We start from the raw sequence: 20,051 nt of genomic DNA on the forward strand, positions 1-20,051 counted from the left end.
CTTTATAATTTACATTACAATAACTGAAATGATTAAACGAGTCAAGAGGTTGGCTTTTTTTAAAAAAACTTTATTAAGACAAGCGTTTAAGAAAAAAGGAGTGGCCCTCTGGCCCTCACCAGGACCGCTCCTTTTGCTTTAGACATTTAAATTGCCCAGTTGCCACCCCGGAAAATAGGCTCTGCCGATCCATCCTGCGTGATGCCGTCAATGTTCATCTCAGCTGAACCGATCATAAAATCTTCATGTACCAAGCTGCGATTCGCTCCATGTGCAAGCAATTCTTCCGGTGACATGGTCGTGCCGCCGCTAAGATTAACCGGATAAGCCTGCCCCAGCGCCAAATGGCAGGAAGCATTTTCATCATAGAGGGTATTAAAGAAAATAACATTAGAATTGGAAATGGGCGAGTTATGTGGCACAAGCGCCACTTCACCGAGCTTCGCCGCCCCTTCATCCGTTCCGACCAAATGCGATAACGCCTCATAGCCCTTCTCAGCCGAATATTCCGTCACCTTGCCATCCTTGAACGTCAAGGAAAAGCCGTCAATAACCTGGCCGTTGTAATTGAGCGGTTTTGTGCTGCGAACCGTGCCATTCACGCCATCCTTATGCGGCATCGTAAATACTTCCTCAGTAGGCATATTCGGATTGAACAGCACGCCTTTGGCATTTGCCTTGGCTCCGCCTAGCCAGATGTGGCCTTCCGGCAAATCTATCGTTAAGTCCGTACCCGGCGCCTGATAGCGCAGCTGACGATAACGCTTGCCATTAAGCAGCTCCACCACTTGCAGCAGCTTGGCATTATGCTCGCTCCAAGCCTGAATCGGGTTTTCCAGGCCAATGCGTGTCGCCTCAATAATTCTTTCCCACAGCTTCTGCACCGCCTCCTCCGGCGATACATCCGGGAACACTTTAGCTGCCCACTCTGGTGTCGCGTAAGAAATAAGCGTCCATGCGTTCGAATGATTCATCAGTGCACCGCGATAGCCGCTGAGCGCAGTCGATGCGGCTTTCGTTGCTGTCGCCACCCGATTGGCATCCACTCCCGTGAGCAGATCAGGATTCGGCGAATAAATAGTAATAAACGCCGCCCCTTGCTCCACATACCCTTCCCACGCCTTGGCGCGCCACATTGGGTATTCGCCAAAAGCCTCTTCTGGCGCCAGCTTATACTTAATGCGAGCTAGCTCCTCATCGTTATACTCCACTTGTACATGCTTCGCTCCTGCTTCATAAGCCTTCATGGCAATCAGCCGAGCCAGCGGAGCTGCGCTTATTGGCGTCATCAGGACAACCGTCTGTCCTTGTTGGACATTGACGCCCGTTCTAACGGCCAGTGCCGCATAATTTTCTAATTGCTGCTGTGTAGGATACATATGTAAATTCCCCTTTTCATTTGGATAATTGTGTAAAGCACATTTGTAAAACAATCGCGAACTTACTTTCATTATAATCATCTTTACGGATGATCTCAAATGCGGCCAGCCTACGGCCGTTCCGCAAGCATTAGAAGCTTATGCGCAAGCTGGGACGTCGAACAGTCGGCAAATACCTCAACTGAAAAGGAGCGATTATTAATCGTGATGCTGCGAATGTCTTTCTTGACAATCCCCATCCATAAAGGCGAGTGCCACGTTTTACGGCAAACTAAATAACTGTTCCCATTAGCGACAACCTTCCACTTCATACGCGAACCCCCAGCCCCTTCCCTTATCACAAGCGTAAACGGCTGTCGCCGTCCTCTGGCGGCAAAGCCACCGTTTCGCGTAGAAATATAGAGAAAAGATGGGAACATCATATCCTTTCTCTATATTTTAAAAAAAGAGATCGAGGTACAAGTCTCATCCCTCAATCTCCTGCTGATTTATGCTTTTATTCGTTGCTTGTACCAAAACGTTTGGCCGATTTGGCGCGGGCGCGCTCCATCTCGATTTCACGATTGCGCGGCTCGGCATTCGTCACAAGCGAACTCATCAGCTTCTCTGCCGCAGCCGCCACTTCTGCAACAGCGATGCGGAAGGCTTCTTCATTCGCTTTCGAGGGTGCGTTATAGCCGGATATTTTGCGGACAAATTGCAGCGAGGCTGCCATAATTTCATATTCTGTTGCTGGAGGGTCAAAGTTAAACAAAGGCTTAATGTTTCGGCACATTTTCATTCTCCTCCTGTCATTGATTGCATACTAGCTCTGGCAATAAGCAACAACCTGCTCGTAAGGCAAGGCACCGCCATATATATCTAATGCGCTGCCGATTGTAATATCCAGCTTACCGCCAGAGAGGCTCTCGAACAGCTCTAGGTCAGCCAGCGAACGAGCGCCGCCCGCATAAGTACAAGGGATTGTCACCCATTGCGCCAACGCCTTCACCAAGCTTTGCTGGATGCCGCTCTGCTTGCCTTCCACATCAACAGCATGAATGAGAAACTCATCGCAAAATTGCTCCAGCATGCGAATATTAGCTTCATTCACTTCAAAATTACTGAACTGCGTCCATTGGTTCGTCACCACATACCACTTGCCGTCACGCTCTTTGCAGCTCAAATCAATAACTAATCTGTCTTTGCCAACTTCAGCGACGATCGTCTCCAGGTTGTCTTTATTAAGCTGTCCATTGCTGAAAATGTAAGAGGTCACAATGACATGCGATGCGCCTTGAGCAAGGTAGTGCTGGGCATTGCCTGCATTAATGCCTCCGCCAATTTGCAAGCCGCCCGGATACGCCTGAAGGGCGCGAACCGCTTCCTCTTCGTTGCCGCCGCCCAGCATAATGACATGCCCGCCAACGAGCTCGTCCTTCTTGAACATTTCGGCATAATAAGCGGAATGATGGCTGGAAACGAAATTTTCCACGACCGCCTGCTTGTCCGTACTGAGCGTCTCGCCCACAATTTGCTTCACTTTTCCATCATGCATATCTATGCAAGGTCTGAATTTCAATGTGATTCCCCCAAAGTTGAGACGAATTATAAATTCGTATTATTTTTCATTGCACATGCCTTAAAGCTGTTATTCCTTCCAGTAACCATCGTTTTTGATCGTATCGATGCTGATTTGCGCGCGATTGTTAAGCGACCTCTTGTCTCTCAGCTGAAAAAGGGACAGCTCATGCCCCGGATCAACAACCAGCGGCTTTTTCATAATATCCTCTAGCAAATGAAGCACTGCTTCATAAGCCTCAAAGCGGACGGAATCGGAAATCGTTTGGCGCATCGCCTTAATCATTTCAATGATATGCTCGGCGTACATCAGCTTGACGATGCTGTCCGCACTCATTAATTGCTTCGTAACGAAGGCGACCACATTTTTTATGATTCGCTCATTATTGTGTACCTTCACAATGGCCAGCAGCGATGCAGCCGCATCCCAGTCTCGAATTGACAATTGCTTCGTGCAGCTGTCTATACATTCGTTATACCACTCGATTTCTACTTCCCTATCAATCTCGAACTGCTTGTACGCTTCATAAACGCCTGCCTGGCGCATGCTCATAAAGCTGCCGAAATGCAGAAGGAACAGCTCCTTCGCTCTTTCCATCATTCATTTCCTCCTACATGTATAGAGGCGCTTGCCTTGTCCCTTCCATTATAAATTTTATTGGACGGGATTCCAACCGACTAATCCGAATTATTCCGCTTTTATGGCCAATTATTTGAATAAAACGGTAACCTTTTGGCCTAAATTACGTCTAGTAATTATTGGAATTATTTAAACTGAAAGTGAGGATAACTTATGAAACGACGTTTCTTGCACGTAACCAAGCTTGCTGGTCTGACGTTAGTCGCCACTGTAACCGCATTCACCGCTGTGTCTGACGTTTCTGCCAGCATGTCCAGCCCATGGACGGACGATACCGCTTCTGAAAATAATACGGCGCGCTCGCAAGTTTCCGTCTCTTTTCAAAATACGACTGTCAGCCTTCCTCTTCCTCCGCGAATGATAGAAGGAACAATAATGGTTCCCGGAAAAGCCGTTCTGGAAGGATACGGCTACAAGCTCACCTGGCATGCTGGTGAGAAGCGGTTAACCGCCGAACATCCGAGCAAGCTGGGGCTCGTATTTTGGGCGGATCGCAAGGAAATGGAGATCGGTGGCAAACGGATAAACCATTTGAAAACAGCCCCTTATTTGGACAAAAAAATGATTTGGCTGCCGCTGAGGCTCGTTGCAGAAGCATCTGGCCTCAGCGTCACCTGGGACGCCTTCCATCGAACGGCATTTGTGAGCGATCCGCATGCTCTCCCGCAATTTAGCGTGATGACAAAGCCAAATGACGGCACGGTAGCCTCACCTATGCCGCTGCTTAAATATATGCAGGAAAATATGAATGTCGATGTGCGGCTGCAATTGGCTGATCCGGAATTTTATAAGGAAAAAACAACCGTCCTGTTCGCTGCGGGTGATCCCGCTTCTATCATGCTGCTTGAAGATCCGTACCAGTACAACGATGAGCTGCTGGAGAGCCTTGCGGTTGATTTGACGAAGCAGTTGGATGCTTATCCGCGCTTAAAGGCGCTTGCGGGCAATAACGCCTTGGGCGGCCGAGTCATTAATGGCAAGCTTTATGGCATTGCCCGCCCTGGCGATCAGCATGACGCGCCCTTCCCAGCCATTAGGCAGGATTGGCTGGATAAGCTGAATTTAGCCCAGCCCAAAACGATGGATGAACTATATGAGGTATTAAAGCAATTTACGTTTAACGATCCGGATGGCAATGGCAAACAGGATACAATCGGATTATCGGGCTATACCTTTGCCGCCGGACTAGGTACGCTAACTTGGGTCGAGCAAGCTTTTACAGGAAGCCCTGACCGTTTCTCCATGAAAGACGGCAAGCTGATTGATCATGCCGCTGCGCCTGAACAAGCACAGGCGCTGAAATGGCTCGCTCACGCTTACCGCGATGGGCTGGTGGACAAAGAATTCGCCGTTAGAACTGGGGAACAGACGCAAGACCGCTTGAGTGAAAATCTCACTGGCCTTGCTGCCATGAGCGTCACCGAAGCAGCCCAGCTTTCTGCTGGACAAGCGGTGTGGGTGCCGCTTTCCGGCATTCAGGCTACTTCAGCAAGCCCAGCGATTGCCCCATGGAAGCTGGAGGGAAATGGGATGTATATCATTAGCGCCATGACGAGAACCGAACCTGGGCTGATGCTGAACTGGCTGAATCGCGGCTATGAAATGACGGAGAAAAACGAATGGGGAGCGATTGCCGAGCTTGGTGCCGCGGACTATTCTGCCATCAATCATCTGTTCGGACAAACCGATATGCTGAAAGGCAATCAAAGTGTAGCAGCGTTGCCTGCCAATGTAAGGAGCACTTATGAAGCTGCCGTTGCCGAGTGGCGTAAAACCTCTTATGCCGACACGACGCTGCCTCAGCTTAACAGCTTCTGGAGCCAAGGCAAATATGCCGATCTAAACAATAAGCTGGTGATGTTTAAAATTAAAGTGATTATGGGGGCAGCAACGATTGAGGAATGGGAGCGTTATATCGCCACTCTTGTCGCGAGCGAAGAATATAAGCTAATGATCGCCGATATCCATACCCATCTTGCAGTCCCAGCCAAGTGAGCGGCTGGCTAGTCGCATTTTCACAGGCAGCTAGTCTTGCCGAGCATTAACCTATTTACACGTCTGGGCATATAGTGGAGCATCTTAGTCTGAGAGGAATATGAAGATGAATGCTACTTATGCAAGCTATAATCGCGATCCTTATCGCACGTATCCGATGAATGGCTGGCAAGCCCAGCCTCATCATGCCGCGATGCATATGAAAGTACAAACAGCCGAACCACAGCAGCCGCTTACCTTTGTGCTTATTCACGGCTCTTGGGCGGATGCCAGTTTTTGGGACGAATCAGCTGCTGAGCTGCGCAAAATGGGCCATACCGTGTATACGCCAGAGTATCCCGGACACGGCAAGGATCCGAACAAAGCCGTGACCCACGGGATGTTATCGCGCTCGATTGCAGATTTCATTATCGCCCATCATTTGCAGCAAATTGTCCTAGTGGGACATAGCTTTGGCGGCTCTTTAGTTCAAAAAGTGGCAGAGTTTGTACCGGACCGCCTGAAACGGCTCGTATTTTTCAATGCCTTCGTGCTGAATGACGGGGAAATGGTCGCGGACGAGTTTCAGCCGGCTGCCCAGGTCTTTTTTCAACAGCTGAGAGAAAGCTCCAAGGATAATACAATTATGCTGCCATTTCCCTTTTTTCGAGAAACCTTCGTCAATCTTGCAGGCCTCGGTTTTGCCAAACATGTGTACAGCCAAATTACACCGGAGCCCGCTGGCCCATTTTATGAAAAGCTGGATCTCAAAAAATTTTACAGCCTGACTACCCCCAGAAGCTATCTGTACTTCACGGTAGACAACGTTATGCCGCAATATAATCAAATGTATGGCTGGCATCCTCACATGTCGAGCAGACTGGGCTTATTCCGACTAATTTATGGGCATGGCGATCATTTTTCTACCGCAAAAACCGAGCCGCGCATGCTGGCGCAAAAGCTATATGAGGCGGGAAGAGACTAACCTGTACCAAAGAAAAAAAGGCAGCCATCCGGCTGCCCTTCCCTCCATACTTTATTAATAATTTTCCTGCTTTAAATGAATGGAGAACAAGCGTCTCCCGCTATCATCAGCTTCCCTATACTGAACGATCTGCCACTGCCGATGGATAAGAGCTTGCAGCTCATTTGCTGCGTGCTCATCCAGTACAAAACCCCGCACTCCATCATCCACGCTTCTGTAATCCCGCTCCGCTTGAAGGCCGAAGCGGAAACGAAGCAGCTTCTTCAAACCATTTAAATGCAAAAAACCGAATTCATAGCCGCTGCGGAAAGCTTCCTCCAAATCAATATGCAGCTCCTCTGCAAGCTGGACCCGCTCTACGAATGCCATTGAAGGCTCTGCCGTTCGATCGATAATGGAGGAGAAATCCTTGCTTCGTATACAAGCCGCAATATGCGCATCCGATTCGCCGCTAGTCCGGCAGTTTTCAATGAGCAACGCAATCGGCAGCGGCAATTGTATTTTATGCTTCATCTGGCGCGCCCCCTGTTTGAGCAGTTGCGGCAAGATGCTTGCCCAGCCAAGCGTTTACTTCACGGAGTGCCTCCACGCGATAAGAGGGCTTGCCGCTTTTAAGGAAGGCGTGATTAGAGCCTGGATAGCGAATGAGCTTCGTTTGCTTGCCTAACCGCTTAAGTGCGGTGTACCACTCGTCAGATTGGCCGACTGGACAGCGAAAATCCTGCTCACCATGCATAATAAGCACCGGAGCCTTCACTTGGCTCACATAGGTCAGTGGCGATTTTTCCAACAGCAAGCCCTGCTGCTCCCATGGGTTCCCACCTACGATGCCTTCTGTGTAGGAAATGCCAATATCGCTTGTCCCGTAGAAGGAAAGCCAATTTGAGATGCAGCGCTGTGACACAGCCGCTTGGAAACGGTTATTTTGGGAAATGATCCAGTTGGTCATTAGCCCTCCATAGCTTCCACCCATGACACCCAAGTGCTCAGGATCGATAAAATCAAAGCGTTCAAGCGCCGCATCGACGGCGTCCATTAAATTGCGGTAGTCTCCGCCACCGAAATCTCCTCGGCAGCTCTGCGCGAAGCGCTGGCCATAACCGAAGCTTCCGCGTGGATTTACATAGAGAACTGCGTATCCTGCGGAAGCTAGCGTTTGAAGTTCATGGCTATAGGTTGGCGCATACATCGCATGCGGGCCGCCATGAATGACGAGCACCAGCGGCGCCTTTCCGCCTTGAGGGAGTGCTGGCGGGCGCATCATCCAGCCTTGGATACGGTCGCCATCCGTGGAATCGAACCATAACGTCTCAGGAATGCTAATGTCCAGCTCCTCCATTGCCGCCTTATTCCATGACGTCAACCGCAGCTCCTCTCCGCTCAGTCGATCCAAACGGTAAAGCTCGCCTGATCCATGAGCATCCATAGACAGCATAATAAAGTAACGGCCATCTATGGTTTCCTCTAGCTGGTAAATGTCGCGTTCCCCCGATGAGACCGGCTCCGGTGCTCCAGCTTCTCTGAACCAATAAAGCTGGGCTTGTCCATGATGCGTACCTAATGCGAATACACTCGTTCCATCCTTAGCAAACAACGGGCCGGGCATAACCGCAGCCGTGCGCATGTCGTTCAAAATATAATTGCCGACCTGAACATCCGTCTCCTGCCATGCGACAGGAGCTCCACCGCTACTTGGCACTGTATAAATGTTGCTTTGAGTGCCACTGCCATACTTGCGGTCTTCGGCAATTAACGCAATCATGCTGCCGTCCGGCGAATAGCTGAACTGGCTGATGCTCAGTGAACGATCCGTAATCCGGCAAAGCTCTCCGCCAACTGCCCTGACTGTAAACAAATCCTGATAGGCGATTAAATCCGGGTCAAGCTCGGGATCATCTATTTTTTTGCTTAAAAAAGCAAGCTTGCTCCCATCCTCCGTCCACACGGGCTGTGATACATTAAACCTGCCTGACGTAAGCTGCGTCACTTCTCCGCTTGTTACCTCAACCCGAAACAGCTGGCTGTATCTGCCATCCCACCAGCCTGATCCTTCCGCTTTCGGAATCGTCCGCTCGTAGCTTCGGCCGCGGCGGCTTTCCTGCTTGACGATTTCTTCCTTTGTGAGCTTTCCCTGCGCCTCTTCCTCGCTTATTCGGCTCGTATAGGCGATTGCGCTCCCATCTGGCGACCAGACGAAAGCAGCAACGCCATGCTTTGCCGAAGTAAGCTGGGCAGCAGTACCTGCGCTCACATCTGCCAGCCACAGCTGCTTGCCGTTTTCGTTCACCCGCAGAAAGCCCAGCTTCAGCCCATCCGGCGACCAGCTCGGTGCGAAATCCTTGGAACCATCCGTTAATGAAGCATCCTCTTGGCCATCTATCGTTACGACGCGGATATGCGTCTTATAATCATTTTTATCTTGATCGATTTCTTTGTACACATAAGCGACTGAAGATGTCACCGGATGAATGGACGGATCGCTGATCCAGCTGTAATGGTATAAATCCTCAGGCTCGATTAAGCGTTTAGGCTCAGGCATATAAGCGCCTCCTCTTGATCTTAGCTTTAGTCTAGTTAAGCGGAAAATGGCAGGCCGCCATATGTCTGGAGCCGGAAGGCTCCAAGGCAGGCGCTTCAATTTTACATATAGGCTGCACATAAGGGCAGCGAGGATGAAAGGCACAGCCAGTCGGCGGATTAACAGCGCTCGGAAGTTCGCCAGACAACACAATCCGCTCCTTGCGGATCGTCGGATCAGGTACAGGAACGGCCGACAGCAAAGCCTGCGTGTACGGATGCTTTGGCCGCGCAAACAAGTCGTCACGGTCAGCAAGCTCCACAATCCGCCCTAAATACATGACCGCAATGCGATCGCTAATATGCTTCACGGAAGGCAAGCCGTGGGCGATGAAAATATAAGTGAGTGAAAACTGCTGCTGCAGCGATTTCAGCAAATTTAAAATTTGCGCTTGAATCGATACATCCAGCGCCGATACGGGCTCATCGCAGACGATCAGCTTCGGCTTAAGCGCGAGCGCTCTTGCAATACCGATTCGCTGGCGCTGTCCGCCGCTGAACTCATGGGGATAACGGTCCAACTGATGGGCTCCAAGGCCCACAGTCTCCAGCAGCTGGGCTACCTCACTTTGCAGCTCGCGCCCTTTCGCCAGACCATGAATTTTGAGCGGCTCACCAACGATATCTTTAACGGTCATTCTTGGATTCAGAGAGGCGTATGGATCTTGAAAAACAATTTGCAGCTCTCGCCTTACCTGTCGGATGTCCTGCTCATTCATTCCCGTAAGACGCCTGCCTTCAAACCAAATCTCGCCAGACGACGGCTCAAGCAGCTGCGCTACCATCTCGCCCGTTGTTGATTTGCCGCAGCCGGACTCCCCGACGATGCCCAGTGTTTCCCCTTGATTAATCGTGAAATTGAGGCCATCTACTGCTCGGACATACTCATTGCCTCGGGCAAACAAGCCCCGCTTCAAGGGGTAATGCTTTCGCAAATCTTTCACTTCCAGCAGGGGCGCCGCATTAAAGCCACTCTGGTTCATCATGACACCTCCTCGCTTTTCAGGCATCTCGCATAATGACCATTGCCAACTCGCTCAAGCTCCGGTTTTATTACCATGCATTCGCTGCCTGCATAGGAGCAGCGAGGGTGAAAAGGACAACCACTTGGCATGTCCAGCAAATTAGGTACCATGCCGGGTATTGACGCTAGCTGCTCCCTCTGCTCATCCATTCTTGGCAAAGAACCGAGCAGACCGACTGTATAGGGATGCTTCGGAGCAGCAAACAGATCGATGACCGATGCTTCTTCGACAACTTCCCCTGCATACATAACGACGACCCGATCCGCCATTTCCGCAACAATGCCTAAATCATGCGTAATTAAAATAACGCCCGTCTGCTGTTCCTTGCTGAGCTTTGAAATTAAATCTAAAATTTGCGCCTGAATCGTCACATCCAGCGCCGTTGTCGGCTCATCGGCAATAAGCAGCTTCGGCTCACAGGCAAGCGCCATCGCAATCATAACCCGCTGCCGCATCCCTCCCGACAGCTGATGGGGAAATTGGCGAACCAGCTTGGAAGCATTAGCTATGCCTACACGCTGCAGCATATCTATACTTTTCTGCTTGGCCTCCGCTTTGCTTGTGCCTTGGTGGACGCGGAATACTTCCGCCAGCTGATTGCCAATTGTAAATACAGGATTAAGCGATGTCATCGGCTCTTGAAAAATCATCGACATTTCGTTGCCGCGCAGCTTTCTCAGCTCCTTGCGAGAGAGCTTTACCAGATCGCGCCCTTGGAATGTAATTTCCCCGCCCGTTATAGTACCTGGAGATGCGATAAGACCCATAATGGAAAGCGACGTAACGCTTTTTCCACAGCCTGATTCCCCTACTATAGCTAGCGTTTCCCCCGCTTCGACGGAGAAGGAAACGCCGTTCACTGAAGGGATAACGCCCTTGTCCGTTTTAAAACTCGTTTGCAAATGTTTAACTTCCAGCAAAGGTGTCGGCATATTGCTCCCTCATTTCCCTTCTTATTCCTTCGATTTCATGCGAGGGTCCAGCATATCGCGAAGCCAATCTCCGAAAAAGATAACGCCTAGAACCGTAATCGTAATGGCAAGCCCCGGAAAAGTAGCAACCCACCAGCTAGTAGCCAAATATTGGCGACCATCGCTCAGCATCCCGCCCCAGGAAACGGCAGGCGGCTTAATGCCAAGCCCTAGAAAGCTAAGTGACGCTTCCATAATAATCGTTGTAGCCACGCTCATCGTGGAAATAATGATGAAGGATGACAATACATTCGGCAAAATATGGGTGAAAATAATCCGCCCATTCCGTGCGCCTAGCGCTCTCGCAGCTTTTACAAAATCCCGTTCCTTCACGCTGAGCACTTCCCCGCGGACAACCCGCGCATAGGAGACCCAGTTAGTTACGCCAATAACGAAGATTAGCGTTCCAAGTCCCGGTCCAAGTACGGCGAGTACAACGAGCATAAACAAAATCGCCGGAATAGCAATAAAGGCATCGGCGACCCTCATAATAATGGCATTTACCCATTTGCCATAAAAGCCTGCAAGCAAGCCCAGAAGCGCTCCGATTGCACCTGACAGCATAACGGCACCAATGCCGACGATTAAAGATACTTGCGAGCCATAAACAATTCGGCTCCAAATATCTCTGCCCAAATTATCCGTCCCCAGAAAATGCTCATGCGTGCCGCCCTCCAGCCACATCGGCGGAAGCAGCCGCTGCGCCGGGCTGATCTTCGCTGGCTCATGGGTGGCAAACAATGGCGCGCCAATAGCAATGATGCACACGGCGAGTACAATCAGAATACCGAGCGTACCGGTCTTGCTTTTCAAAAGCGACTTTATGCCTTGCCGCCACCGGCTTTCCGTTTCCTCGGACCGCTTGCCCAGCAAGCCATCCGCTTGCGATTTGGATAATAACGACATCTGCCTCACCTCTGGCTTTAACTGTATTTAATGCGTGGGTCCAGATACCGGTATACAATATCCGTTAATAAATTCACAACCAATACGATGATGGCAATGACGAATACGGCTGCCTGTACAATCGACATATCATGCGTATTGACGGCCGACACGAGCAGTTGTCCAAGCCCCGGCCATGAGAACACGGTCTCGGTTACGAGCGTCCCGCCGATCAGGCTTGTAAATTGCAGGCCCATGATTGTAACGACGGGAATAAGTCCATTGCGCAGCGCATGCTTGAAAATAACGATCGTCTCCAGCAGCCCCTTGCTTCTCGCCGTACGAATATACTCCTGATTCAAAATCTCCAGCATGCTTGCTCGAATGAGCCTCGTCATTTGCGCCGCAATGCCGGCTCCAAGCGTTATGGCCGGAAGGACAAGATGCTCCGGCCCGCCCTTACCGGAAACGGGGAAAATGCCTAATATGACCGAAAATAATAAAATCAGCATAATGCCCGTCCAGAAATTCGGCATCCCTTTGCCAAGCGCAGACAAGCCTGAAATGAATAGATCCAAATAAGTGTTGCGCTTCAGCGCCGAAATAATGCCCAGTGGAATCGCAATCAGCGTTGCAATCAGCATTCCCGCTCCAGCAAGCTGGAAACTTGCAGGCAACCTTTCCAGCACAAGCGGCAAAGCTGATTGTCCGTAATGGAAGGAATGTCCGAAATCTCCCTGGATTGCCTTAAAGAGAAATAGGCCGAATTGAACATATAGAGGCCGGTCCAGACCCAGCGCCTCAGACAGAACGGCCCGATCCTCCGCTGTTGCCGTTTCCGGCAGCATCAGATTGACCGGGTCACCCGTCACATGCACAAGCACAAAAACGATGGCGGATATGAGAAATAGAACCGGCACCATTTGCAGCAAAGATTTGATCAAGTATTTGCCCACTGAACGGCCCCTCTCCCTGTAATAGATTAAAGCAAAAGGAAGGGAATAGAACGCTATTCCCCCCTTTATAGTTGATGCTATTTTAGCGTAATGTCTTCCGCATAATACATTTCATCGAGCCTTGGCGTATAGCTGATGCCTGCTCCGACGCCGTAAATGCCTTTCATTTGATACAAATAAATAGTAGGACGGTCAACTGTAAATTGCTGTTGAACCTTCTGGTATTGTTTCTCACGGTCAGCTAAATCCATGTTTTGCAGCGCCGATTGCAGCAGCTCCTCTACTTCTGGGTTGTTATAATCCGTCTCGCCTGCCGCATTTTCTTTCTTGAAGCGATTGTAATTGTTCGAGGCATCAAACAAGGAATTTCCTACGCCCAGCAGGAACAGCTCGTTGAATTTCTTCGAGTTCAGCTTTTCGCTGAAGCTGCTGGCTTCCAAAATTTCCAAATTAACTTCAAAGCCTACATCCGTAAGCATCGCTGCTACGACCTCGGCCACCTCTTTGTATTGTACAGAAGCTGAGAACGATACTTTCGCGCCATTTTCATAACCAGCTTCTTTCAATAAAGCTCTCGCACGCTCTTGGTCGTACTCAAACGTATCATACAAGCTCGGATCTGAACCGAAGTTGCCAGGGGTAACCGACGTTCTAGTCGGAATGCCTGCGCCGCCAGCGATGCTGTCGATAATAACCTGATTGTCGATCGCAAGATCAATCGCCTCGCGAACCTTCGGATCAGCAGTAATCGAACCTTCAGTCATGCGCATAATGATATGAAGCACACGCTGAATTTTCGCTTGTTCTACACTCAGGCCATCGACGCCGTCAATACGGGCAATGTCCGTTGCCGGAACGCCAGCAGCAATATCAACGCCGCCTGTCAGCAGCTCGGATACACGAGTGGACGCTTCAGGAATGGAGCGGAAAACAACATTTTCCCATTTCGGTGTTCCACCGAAATAATCGGCATTTTTCACCAGCTCAATGCGGTCATCTTTCGTCCATTTGGAAAATTTATAAGGGCCTGTGCCTACCGGAGCTTTCAAGAAAGCTTCCATGCCGTTCTCCTCAATATATTTGGAAGGCAAAATGCCTGCACCCATACGGGACAAACGATTAAGCATAATCGGGTCTGGCGTTTCAGTGATAATATCAACCGTAAAATCGTCAATAACATTGACTTCTTTAATATGCTTGTAATAGGTGTTTTGCTTCAAAGTGGTATCCTTTGCGACACGCTCAAGCGAGAACTTTACATCCGCCGCTGTGAATGGATCGCCGTTGTGGAACTTGACGCCTTCGCGCAGCTTCAATCTCCATGTTGTATCATTGACCTGCTCCCACGAAGTGGCAAGCACGGGCACTTTGTTTTGCTCGTCGTCATTTTTCAGCAAATAATCAAACACATTGACGAGTACCGCTTCGCTCATCGTATTGTTGTTGTTGTGGGTATCGAAGCTTTCGATATCCGTCGAGTTAGCGATCGTTAAAGTCGTTTTGTCTGCACCAGCTGGAGCGCTAGCCGTCCCGCTATTCGTTTGCGTCTCATTTTTCGTCTCTGCGGCATTGCCGCATCCTGTAACAACCAGCATAACCGCTATTATTGCTGCAAAGCCCTGTACATACCATCTTTTCAAATCGCACAGCCTCCTGAAATTCGTTTTAGTTTGTTTGTTCAAATATAAGAATGTATAAGTTTCACCTTGCCGTTCACAATTGCGGATCAGCCAAATAGTTAAGTGCAAGGGCCGACAGCATTGCAGCTCCATAAGGGAGAGCAGCTTCATCCAAATCAAATTGGGGATGATGCAGCGGGTAGGATGTATATGCCTCTCCGCTTCCAACCCCCAAGCGGAAAAACACGCTTGGCACAGCCTCTGAATAAAAAGCAAAGTCCTCGCCGCCCATCGACGGCTTTACATAAATCCATTTTTTCCCGCCGAGTACCTGCTCGCTTGTCGAGGTAAGAAAATCAACCATCGCTTCATCGTTTTGCACAACCGGATAGCCCATCTGGTAGTTCAATTCGTAATCCGCGCCAAAGGATGAGGTCACGCCGCGAATGATGTCCTCAAGCAGCTGCGGCATCCGATCGCGTACTGCCGGTGTCAGTGTCCTAACTGTGCCGACCATCTCCACTTCTGGCGCAATCGCTGCTCCCATGTAGCCTCCGTTGATTTTGCCAATGGTCACGACCACCGGCTCAAGCGGATCAACCAGACGGCTCGCTACATGCTGCAAGGCTGATATCACCTGTGCCGCTACCGTAATCGCATCTACTCCCTCATGAGGACGGGCAGCGTGACCGCCTTTGCCGATCACCTTGATCTTAATGCTGTCCGCTGAAGCGAAGGCAACTCCCTTCGTTACTGAAATGGAGCCTGTCGGCAGCGCAGGAAAGACATGAAGCCCTGCCATTACGTCCACAGCGGGATTTTGCAGCACACCGTCGTCCATCATCGCTTTCGCTCCAGCAAGCCCTTCTTCGGCAGGCTGAAATACAAATTTGATATTTCCGCTTGCCGGCTTCCCTAAACCTGCTAGCAGCTGGGCTGCGCCCATAAGCATGCTCGTATGAGCATCATGGCCGCATAAATGTGCTTTTCCCGGTATTTTCGATTTATAAGGAACGCTCTTCAAATCCTCGATCGGCAAAGCATCCATATCTGCCCGAAGCGCGATGGTGGGACCAGGCTTTTCGCCGCGAAGCAGTGCGACAACGCCTGTTTTCCCAATATTCGTCTGAACCTCCAAGCCTAGCTGCCGCAAATGCTCGGCGACGATTCCCGAAGTTCTTACTTCCTCAAATCCAGTTTCAGGGTATTGATGGAGATCTCTGCGCCATGCTACTAGTTGTTCCTTCTGCTGATTTGCAAGAGCAAGAAGCTCATTTAATTTCAATTTGTTCACCCTCCTACAGTGCCGGTTGACCAGTTAACTGTCTCCTTCGACAACGACACGCGCATAAATCGCATGTACGGTTTCGTCGATATGCTGATTCATCGCTTCTTTCGCGCCGTTTCCATTGCCGGCTTGAAGCGCTTCGAGCAGCAGCATATGCTTGTCATAACTTGTCCGTCTGACGTTCTCGTTATAGGGCATCAGATCCAGTGCAGGATTAATTTTGGTGCGAATTTTCCTGACTGCCTTCTCGAAATAATCGTTGCCGGAAGCTTTCGCAATCGACAAGTGAAATTTGACGTCCAAGGAACGGAACATTTCACGCGTGCAATCCTCCTCCATGCTCGTTTCAATAAAACCCCGCAGCAGTTCGAGCTCTGCCGTGCTTATCCGCTTAGCAGCAAGGTAAGCCGCTTCCGGCTCTATAATGGAGCGATATTCGAATACTTTCAGCATATCGTCCCAGCCGCCGCGCACCTCCTCGCGTGTTCTCTGGTGCGAGTTTATCGTTAAAGGAAGAACGAATGTGCCGCCCTTGGCTCCAATCCGCTTCTCGATTAGCCCTTTGCCTTCAAGGTCGGATAATGCTTCCCTGACCGCAAGTCTGCTAGCCTTGAATACTGCTGCAAGCTCACGTTCCGTTGGCAGTTGCTCCTCCGCCAGAAAATCTTTAAGGATAATCGCTTCCTCTAGCTGCTCCAAAATAAAATCGCTAACTTTTTTAGCGGATACTTTTTCGAACTGCATTTGACCCCTCCAAATCAACAGAAAAACATTAAGGTTCAAACCTTAGACCAAAACTACCATATCAATCCCTATCTGTCAACTTGGTATTTGAATTTTCTTCGACAACGGCTCCCTTTATCCGACAAAATCCACCTAGCGCAAGCGTAAACGGCTGTTGCCGTCCTCTGGCGGCAAAGCTACCGTTTCGCGTAGAAATATAGAGAATGGATGGAATAATCATATCCTTTCCTATATTTCAAGCGTAAACGGCTGTAGCCGTCCTCTGGTGGCAAAGCTACCGTTTCGCGTAGAAATATAGAGAATGGATGGAATAATCATATCCTTTCCTATATTTCAAGCGTAAACGGCTGTTGCCGTCCTCTGACGGTAACAGCCGTTTCGCGATGAAATATAAGCCGATTATAAGTGTGAACCTGATAAATTCTTAAATTTCAAAGAAGACCGCCGAGTGGCATTTGGACGTATGATCCAAACCCTTTGGCGGTCTTCTATACTGCTTCCTATTATTTTGGGGTGCTTTTTGGTCGCTTTAAGCAGCTTTTACACGAGTGAAATATCGCGAGCACTGAATGACGACAATGAGCCAAACCAGGCTAATCAAATAAGCACCTACAACATCACTCGGATAATGCACGCCTAAATAAATTCGGCTGATCCCTATGCTGGCAATCATAATCGAGCTGAAGGCGAGCAGCCATATCCTCGCCTGCTCTAACGGAATATGACGCCAGCATAAGTATGTAACGATTCCATAAAAGGTAAACGCACTCATGGAATGACCGCTCGGAAAGCTGTAGCCTGCTTCAACAATAATCGCATTTAAACTCGGCCTTGCACGTTGAAACAATAGCTTTAGCCCAAGATTCAGCAGCGCGGAGCCAATTACAGCTGTTAAAAACACGATCGTCTCCCTGCGGCTCTTCCAAACAAGCAACAAAAAAAGCGTAATGGGAACCGCTAACAGAGACACGATGTACACAGACCCAATAAAAGATAGAAACTTCATGATGCTTGTCCAGATCGGAGCATGGAGCAATTGAATGTAATGGATTACCTCTTGATCCAGCATCCTCACCAGTTCAGTTTGAACGGATAGCCCAATTGAAATAAATAGAACGAAGCTCGCAAGCGCAAGCACATTCAACTTTGAAAGAGAGAACACAACCACTTCCTTACTATCGTGACCTCTTGCCCTTTGTAAACATATTGCAAAATTAAGGACGATAACAGTATACTACTTTTTTCTTTATGAATGGAAACGCAGGGCATTCACCACCTATTGACAGAACAAATAAATCATCAAATTACAACCAAAAGCCTGCTTAAACAGGCTTTTTTCCTGTATGCATTCGCTTATTGTTCCCTCTCTTCAATTATAAATTCAGGGGCGTTTTCGGATTAGGCGATTAATTGCTGTGGAAATCGCTTTCTGGTTATTGCTTTCCTCTTCCGCTTTTTTTAGAGCAAGCAAGGCCAAACCATCACCAATCAACGACAACGAAGCAGAAATTTTAAACAGATCGTCAGAGGTTATTTTTTGTTCATTAGCCATTATTTACTCCTCCTCAATAGATGATTATATTCATCAGCCTTATATAAAGCGGGATTGTTCAAAACCTCGTCAGGAGTTATCATCTTTCTCCGCTCTGGCTTTTAAAACGGCAAATAGCCCAAAAAGATCGCCAACCACTAATATTACAGCAGACCATAAGGCGAGATCATCAGCTGAAGGTTCATTCGATTCCGGTTTTGTAGTGGTTTTTGACATCCGGATTAAGCTCCTTCGTTACTTTGTAATGATAACAGCCTATGCAAAAGGTCACTATGTGGTATAGGCATATGTAATGCATTCGGAAATTTTCGCCCTCACTTGAACGTAAAAAGACCGTCAAAGCGCACTTTGACGGTCTCGTATACGTCTCAACCTAATATTGCGGTTCTGCCGCCAGCACATCAAAATTCTGTATGTTCACAAGCGCCTTCTTGCCGCGATTTCCTCTCTCAACCACCTGCTTACCAGCCTCTTCATCCCATGTTTTTTTCACGAAATCACCTGTCAGCAAATTATAATCATCCTCATCGGCATTATCTATAAGCTCATTGCCCGTAAAATACGAGCCCGTTGTGGCCCCAATCAAATACCAGGCCTCATCCTGATAACGAAAACGATACGTATTGTACCATCTCCAGTTGCTCCCGCCGACATGACGAAGAACAAGAACGCCCTTCTCAATCGTCAAGCCTTCAAACGGGTCGCCGTAAATGCCGCCTTCATTAGCGCTCATTACCGCATGCTCTGCAATAACAGACCGCTTGTATGTATGATCCTCTTGTCCAAAAGCAACCATAATGGCGCGATCCGGCGCTTCTTGCGAGATGTCTTCCTTCTCCAGCACAGCGGCGATGTCGACAAGCCCATCGTTGTTCAAATCTCCTTCTGCTTGCTCAGGCTCTCCCTCAAAAATCTCCAGCACCTTCCATCCAGTTGGAACGAGTGACTCGAAATCTGCTGCTTCAGCCCCGTCATCCGTGGCGCTTGCTATTGGCGATTCCGAATCACCCTGACTCATATCCAATGCATGATCCTGACTGAACAGACTAGGCGCTGCGCTTGCCAAAATAGGATCAGCTTCAGGCTCAATGCTCCCAGTATTCGTATTCGTGCCGCCGCTGCATGCGCTCATGAACAGCAAGCAGATAATAATCAGCGTGTAACAAATTCTCAAACATTTTCCCCTTCTCTATCTCCATCCAACCGCTTTAGTTCCTCATCGGTAAAATGCTTGATCGCTTTCTCTTTGGCAAATTTTCCGGCATTGTATTGCTTCGAGCCGTTTCTTGGCACGGACAGGCTGTTCCACTCGTTTTCCTTCAACCCTTTTGCAGCGTAAACGATTTGCCCAATATGATAGGGGTAATGCGCCAGCTGACGGTTGATCGCCTCCAAAACGGTATGCCCTTCGTTGCGTATATAAATAATTTGGCCAAGCTGCTCTGGCTGGAGCGAATCTATCGCCTGAAAAAAACAAGCCCATGCTTCGTCCCAGCTTGCGAGCAGCTCTTCCTTATTCGCCCAGTCATTTTCAAACTCGGCGTCGCGATCCCGCCAATCCTTCTCGCCGTCTGCTGTCAGAAAATCCGTCCATCTGGACAAAATATTGCCGCACATATGCTTGACGATCGTGCCAATGCTGTTTACATCCTCTTTAGGCTGCACAAACAGCTGCTCCGGCTCGACCTGATTCATTGCTTTTTCAGCAAGCTTCTTGTAGTAGTGGAACTGTGATTGAATGCTATCCAAATAAACACGTTGTAAATCCATTCCAACGCCCCCTTTTTTACGAGTAAAAAATAATTCTTCCGCCGCTTTATGCTAGTTTCCAACCTCCTGCAAGCATCATGATGCTATCTTCCTCATTCTTATTAAAATTATAATAGCATTTCCACT

The 20,051-nt window shown here is 49.1% G+C and carries 21 protein-coding genes; 2 read left to right on the forward strand and 19 right to left on the reverse strand.

What is annotated here, in order from left to right; genetic code table 11:
• Positions 1-146 precede the first annotated feature (146 nt).
• The 5 genes from AC50Y5_RS11415 to AC50Y5_RS11435 form a co-directional block, all read right to left on the reverse strand.
• Positions 147-1,379: an aminopeptidase gene (locus AC50Y5_RS11415; RefSeq protein WP_056035566.1), complete on the reverse strand. Its 1,233-nt coding sequence runs from the start codon at positions 1,377-1,379 to the stop codon at positions 147-149.
• A 110-nt stretch (positions 1,380-1,489) separates the two neighbouring features.
• Positions 1,490-1,690 (reverse strand): hypothetical protein, encoded by a 201-nt coding sequence (locus AC50Y5_RS11420; protein WP_056035559.1) that lies wholly within the window; start codon positions 1,688-1,690, stop codon positions 1,490-1,492.
• Positions 1,691-1,875: 185 nt separating this feature from the next.
• The gene (locus AC50Y5_RS11425; protein WP_056035556.1) at positions 1,876-2,154 is read right to left on the reverse strand and encodes a DUF2277 domain-containing protein; all 279 of its coding nucleotides are present in this window, start codon (positions 2,152-2,154) and stop codon (positions 1,876-1,878) included.
• 30 nt (positions 2,155-2,184) lie between these two features.
• Positions 2,185-2,940 carry a phosphoribosylformimino-5-aminoimidazole carboxamide ribotide isomerase gene (hisA, locus tag AC50Y5_RS11430; RefSeq protein ID WP_494860615.1) on the reverse strand — a complete coding sequence of 252 codons (756 nt, stop codon included), beginning with the start codon at positions 2,938-2,940 and terminating at the stop codon, positions 2,185-2,187.
• Positions 2,941-3,009: 69 nt separating this feature from the next.
• Positions 3,010-3,540, reverse strand: a complete 531-nt coding sequence (locus AC50Y5_RS11435) for a hypothetical protein (protein WP_494860617.1) — start codon at positions 3,538-3,540, stop codon at positions 3,010-3,012.
• A gap of 192 nt (positions 3,541-3,732) precedes the next feature.
• Between AC50Y5_RS11435 and AC50Y5_RS11440 the strand changes: the two genes are divergently transcribed.
• A complete protein-coding gene (locus tag AC50Y5_RS11440; protein WP_494860618.1) occupies positions 3,733-5,574 on the forward strand; it encodes an extracellular solute-binding protein in 1,842 nt (613 codons plus the stop codon).
• 106 nt (positions 5,575-5,680) lie between these two features.
• Complete coding sequence (locus AC50Y5_RS11445) at positions 5,681-6,538, forward strand: alpha/beta hydrolase (RefSeq protein WP_494860620.1); 858 nt, start codon at positions 5,681-5,683, stop codon at positions 6,536-6,538.
• Between the two features lie 54 nt (positions 6,539-6,592).
• Here AC50Y5_RS11445 and AC50Y5_RS11450 read toward each other — a convergent pair whose 3' ends face one another.
• The 14 genes from AC50Y5_RS11450 to AC50Y5_RS11515 form a co-directional block, all read right to left on the reverse strand.
• The gene (locus AC50Y5_RS11450) at positions 6,593-7,051 is read right to left on the reverse strand and encodes a hypothetical protein (RefSeq protein WP_494860622.1); all 459 of its coding nucleotides are present in this window, start codon (positions 7,049-7,051) and stop codon (positions 6,593-6,595) included.
• Positions 7,041-9,077: a S9 family peptidase gene (locus AC50Y5_RS11455; protein WP_494860623.1), complete on the reverse strand. Its 2,037-nt coding sequence runs from the start codon at positions 9,075-9,077 to the stop codon at positions 7,041-7,043. The genes AC50Y5_RS11450 and AC50Y5_RS11455 overlap by 11 nt, the downstream gene beginning before the upstream one ends.
• A gap of 31 nt (positions 9,078-9,108) precedes the next feature.
• Positions 9,109-10,098 carry an ABC transporter ATP-binding protein gene (locus AC50Y5_RS11460; RefSeq protein WP_494860739.1) on the reverse strand — a complete coding sequence of 330 codons (990 nt, stop codon included), beginning with the start codon at positions 10,096-10,098 and terminating at the stop codon, positions 9,109-9,111.
• Positions 10,098-11,072 (reverse strand): ABC transporter ATP-binding protein, encoded by a 975-nt coding sequence (locus AC50Y5_RS11465; protein ID WP_056035532.1) that lies wholly within the window; start codon positions 11,070-11,072, stop codon positions 10,098-10,100. The genes AC50Y5_RS11460 and AC50Y5_RS11465 overlap by 1 nt, the downstream gene beginning before the upstream one ends.
• Before the next feature lie 21 nt (positions 11,073-11,093).
• The gene (locus AC50Y5_RS11470; protein WP_056035529.1) at positions 11,094-12,017 is read right to left on the reverse strand and encodes an ABC transporter permease; all 924 of its coding nucleotides are present in this window, start codon (positions 12,015-12,017) and stop codon (positions 11,094-11,096) included.
• A 17-nt stretch (positions 12,018-12,034) separates the two neighbouring features.
• Positions 12,035-12,952, reverse strand: a complete 918-nt coding sequence (locus AC50Y5_RS11475) for an ABC transporter permease (RefSeq protein ID WP_494860626.1) — start codon at positions 12,950-12,952, stop codon at positions 12,035-12,037.
• A gap of 77 nt (positions 12,953-13,029) precedes the next feature.
• Positions 13,030-14,547 (reverse strand): ABC transporter substrate-binding protein, encoded by a 1,518-nt coding sequence (locus AC50Y5_RS11480; protein ID WP_494860741.1) that lies wholly within the window; start codon positions 14,545-14,547, stop codon positions 13,030-13,032.
• Positions 14,548-14,665: 118 nt separating this feature from the next.
• Entirely contained in the window at positions 14,666-15,856 is a 1,191-nt protein-coding gene (locus AC50Y5_RS11485) for a M20 metallopeptidase family protein (RefSeq protein ID WP_494860628.1), read from the reverse strand.
• A 33-nt stretch (positions 15,857-15,889) separates the two neighbouring features.
• Positions 15,890-16,603 (reverse strand): FadR/GntR family transcriptional regulator, encoded by a 714-nt coding sequence (locus AC50Y5_RS11490; protein WP_056035523.1) that lies wholly within the window; start codon positions 16,601-16,603, stop codon positions 15,890-15,892.
• A gap of 529 nt (positions 16,604-17,132) precedes the next feature.
• Positions 17,133-17,765 carry a phosphatase PAP2 family protein gene (locus AC50Y5_RS11495; RefSeq protein ID WP_494860631.1) on the reverse strand — a complete coding sequence of 211 codons (633 nt, stop codon included), beginning with the start codon at positions 17,763-17,765 and terminating at the stop codon, positions 17,133-17,135.
• A gap of 219 nt (positions 17,766-17,984) precedes the next feature.
• The gene (locus tag AC50Y5_RS11500) at positions 17,985-18,155 is read right to left on the reverse strand and encodes a hypothetical protein (protein WP_155973149.1); all 171 of its coding nucleotides are present in this window, start codon (positions 18,153-18,155) and stop codon (positions 17,985-17,987) included.
• A 69-nt stretch (positions 18,156-18,224) separates the two neighbouring features.
• Positions 18,225-18,371, reverse strand: a complete 147-nt coding sequence (locus tag AC50Y5_RS11505) for a hypothetical protein (protein WP_155973146.1) — start codon at positions 18,369-18,371, stop codon at positions 18,225-18,227.
• A gap of 157 nt (positions 18,372-18,528) precedes the next feature.
• Positions 18,529-19,329 (reverse strand): hypothetical protein, encoded by an 801-nt coding sequence (locus AC50Y5_RS11510; RefSeq protein ID WP_494860634.1) that lies wholly within the window; start codon positions 19,327-19,329, stop codon positions 18,529-18,531.
• Positions 19,326-19,925 (reverse strand): DUF1572 family protein, encoded by a 600-nt coding sequence (locus AC50Y5_RS11515; protein WP_056035518.1) that lies wholly within the window; start codon positions 19,923-19,925, stop codon positions 19,326-19,328. The genes AC50Y5_RS11510 and AC50Y5_RS11515 overlap by 4 nt, the downstream gene beginning before the upstream one ends.
• Between the last annotated feature and the right edge of the window lie 126 nt (positions 19,926-20,051).

Source organism: Paenibacillus sp. JT22N7, from assembly GCF_059383875.1.

Bases quoted from the DNA above. Each gene is read 5' to 3' on its own strand.
- AC50Y5_RS11415 (WP_056035566.1), bottom strand. From the start codon at position 1,379: ATGTATCCTACACAGCAGCAATTAGAAAATTATGCGGCACTGGCCGTT.
- AC50Y5_RS11420 (WP_056035559.1), bottom strand. From the start codon at position 1,690: ATGAAGTGGAAGGTTGTCGCTAATGGGAACAGTTATTTAGTTTGCCGT.
- AC50Y5_RS11425 (WP_056035556.1), bottom strand. From the start codon at position 2,154: ATGTGCCGAAACATTAAGCCTTTGTTTAACTTTGACCCTCCAGCAACA.
- AC50Y5_RS11435 (WP_494860617.1), bottom strand. From the start codon at position 3,540: ATGATGGAAAGAGCGAAGGAGCTGTTCCTTCTGCATTTCGGCAGCTTT.
- AC50Y5_RS11440 (WP_494860618.1), top strand. From the start codon at position 3,733: ATGAAACGACGTTTCTTGCACGTAACCAAGCTTGCTGGTCTGACGTTA.
- AC50Y5_RS11445 (WP_494860620.1), top strand. From the start codon at position 5,681: ATGAATGCTACTTATGCAAGCTATAATCGCGATCCTTATCGCACGTAT.
- AC50Y5_RS11450 (WP_494860622.1), bottom strand. From the start codon at position 7,051: ATGAAGCATAAAATACAATTGCCGCTGCCGATTGCGTTGCTCATTGAA.
- AC50Y5_RS11455 (WP_494860623.1), bottom strand. From the start codon at position 9,077: ATGCCTGAGCCTAAACGCTTAATCGAGCCTGAGGATTTATACCATTAC.
- AC50Y5_RS11460 (WP_494860739.1), bottom strand. From the start codon at position 10,098: ATGAACCAGAGTGGCTTTAATGCGGCGCCCCTGCTGGAAGTGAAAGAT.
- AC50Y5_RS11465 (WP_056035532.1), bottom strand. From the start codon at position 11,072: ATGCCGACACCTTTGCTGGAAGTTAAACATTTGCAAACGAGTTTTAAA.
- AC50Y5_RS11470 (WP_056035529.1), bottom strand. From the start codon at position 12,017: ATGTCGTTATTATCCAAATCGCAAGCGGATGGCTTGCTGGGCAAGCGG.
- AC50Y5_RS11480 (WP_494860741.1), bottom strand. From the start codon at position 14,547: ATGCTGGTTGTTACAGGATGCGGCAATGCCGCAGAGACGAAAAATGAG.
- AC50Y5_RS11490 (WP_056035523.1), bottom strand. From the start codon at position 16,603: ATGCAGTTCGAAAAAGTATCCGCTAAAAAAGTTAGCGATTTTATTTTG.
- AC50Y5_RS11500 (WP_155973149.1), bottom strand. From the start codon at position 18,155: ATGGCTAATGAACAAAAAATAACCTCTGACGATCTGTTTAAAATTTCT.
- AC50Y5_RS11505 (WP_155973146.1), bottom strand. From the start codon at position 18,371: ATGTCAAAAACCACTACAAAACCGGAATCGAATGAACCTTCAGCTGAT.
- AC50Y5_RS11515 (WP_056035518.1), bottom strand. From the start codon at position 19,925: ATGGATTTACAACGTGTTTATTTGGATAGCATTCAATCACAGTTCCAC.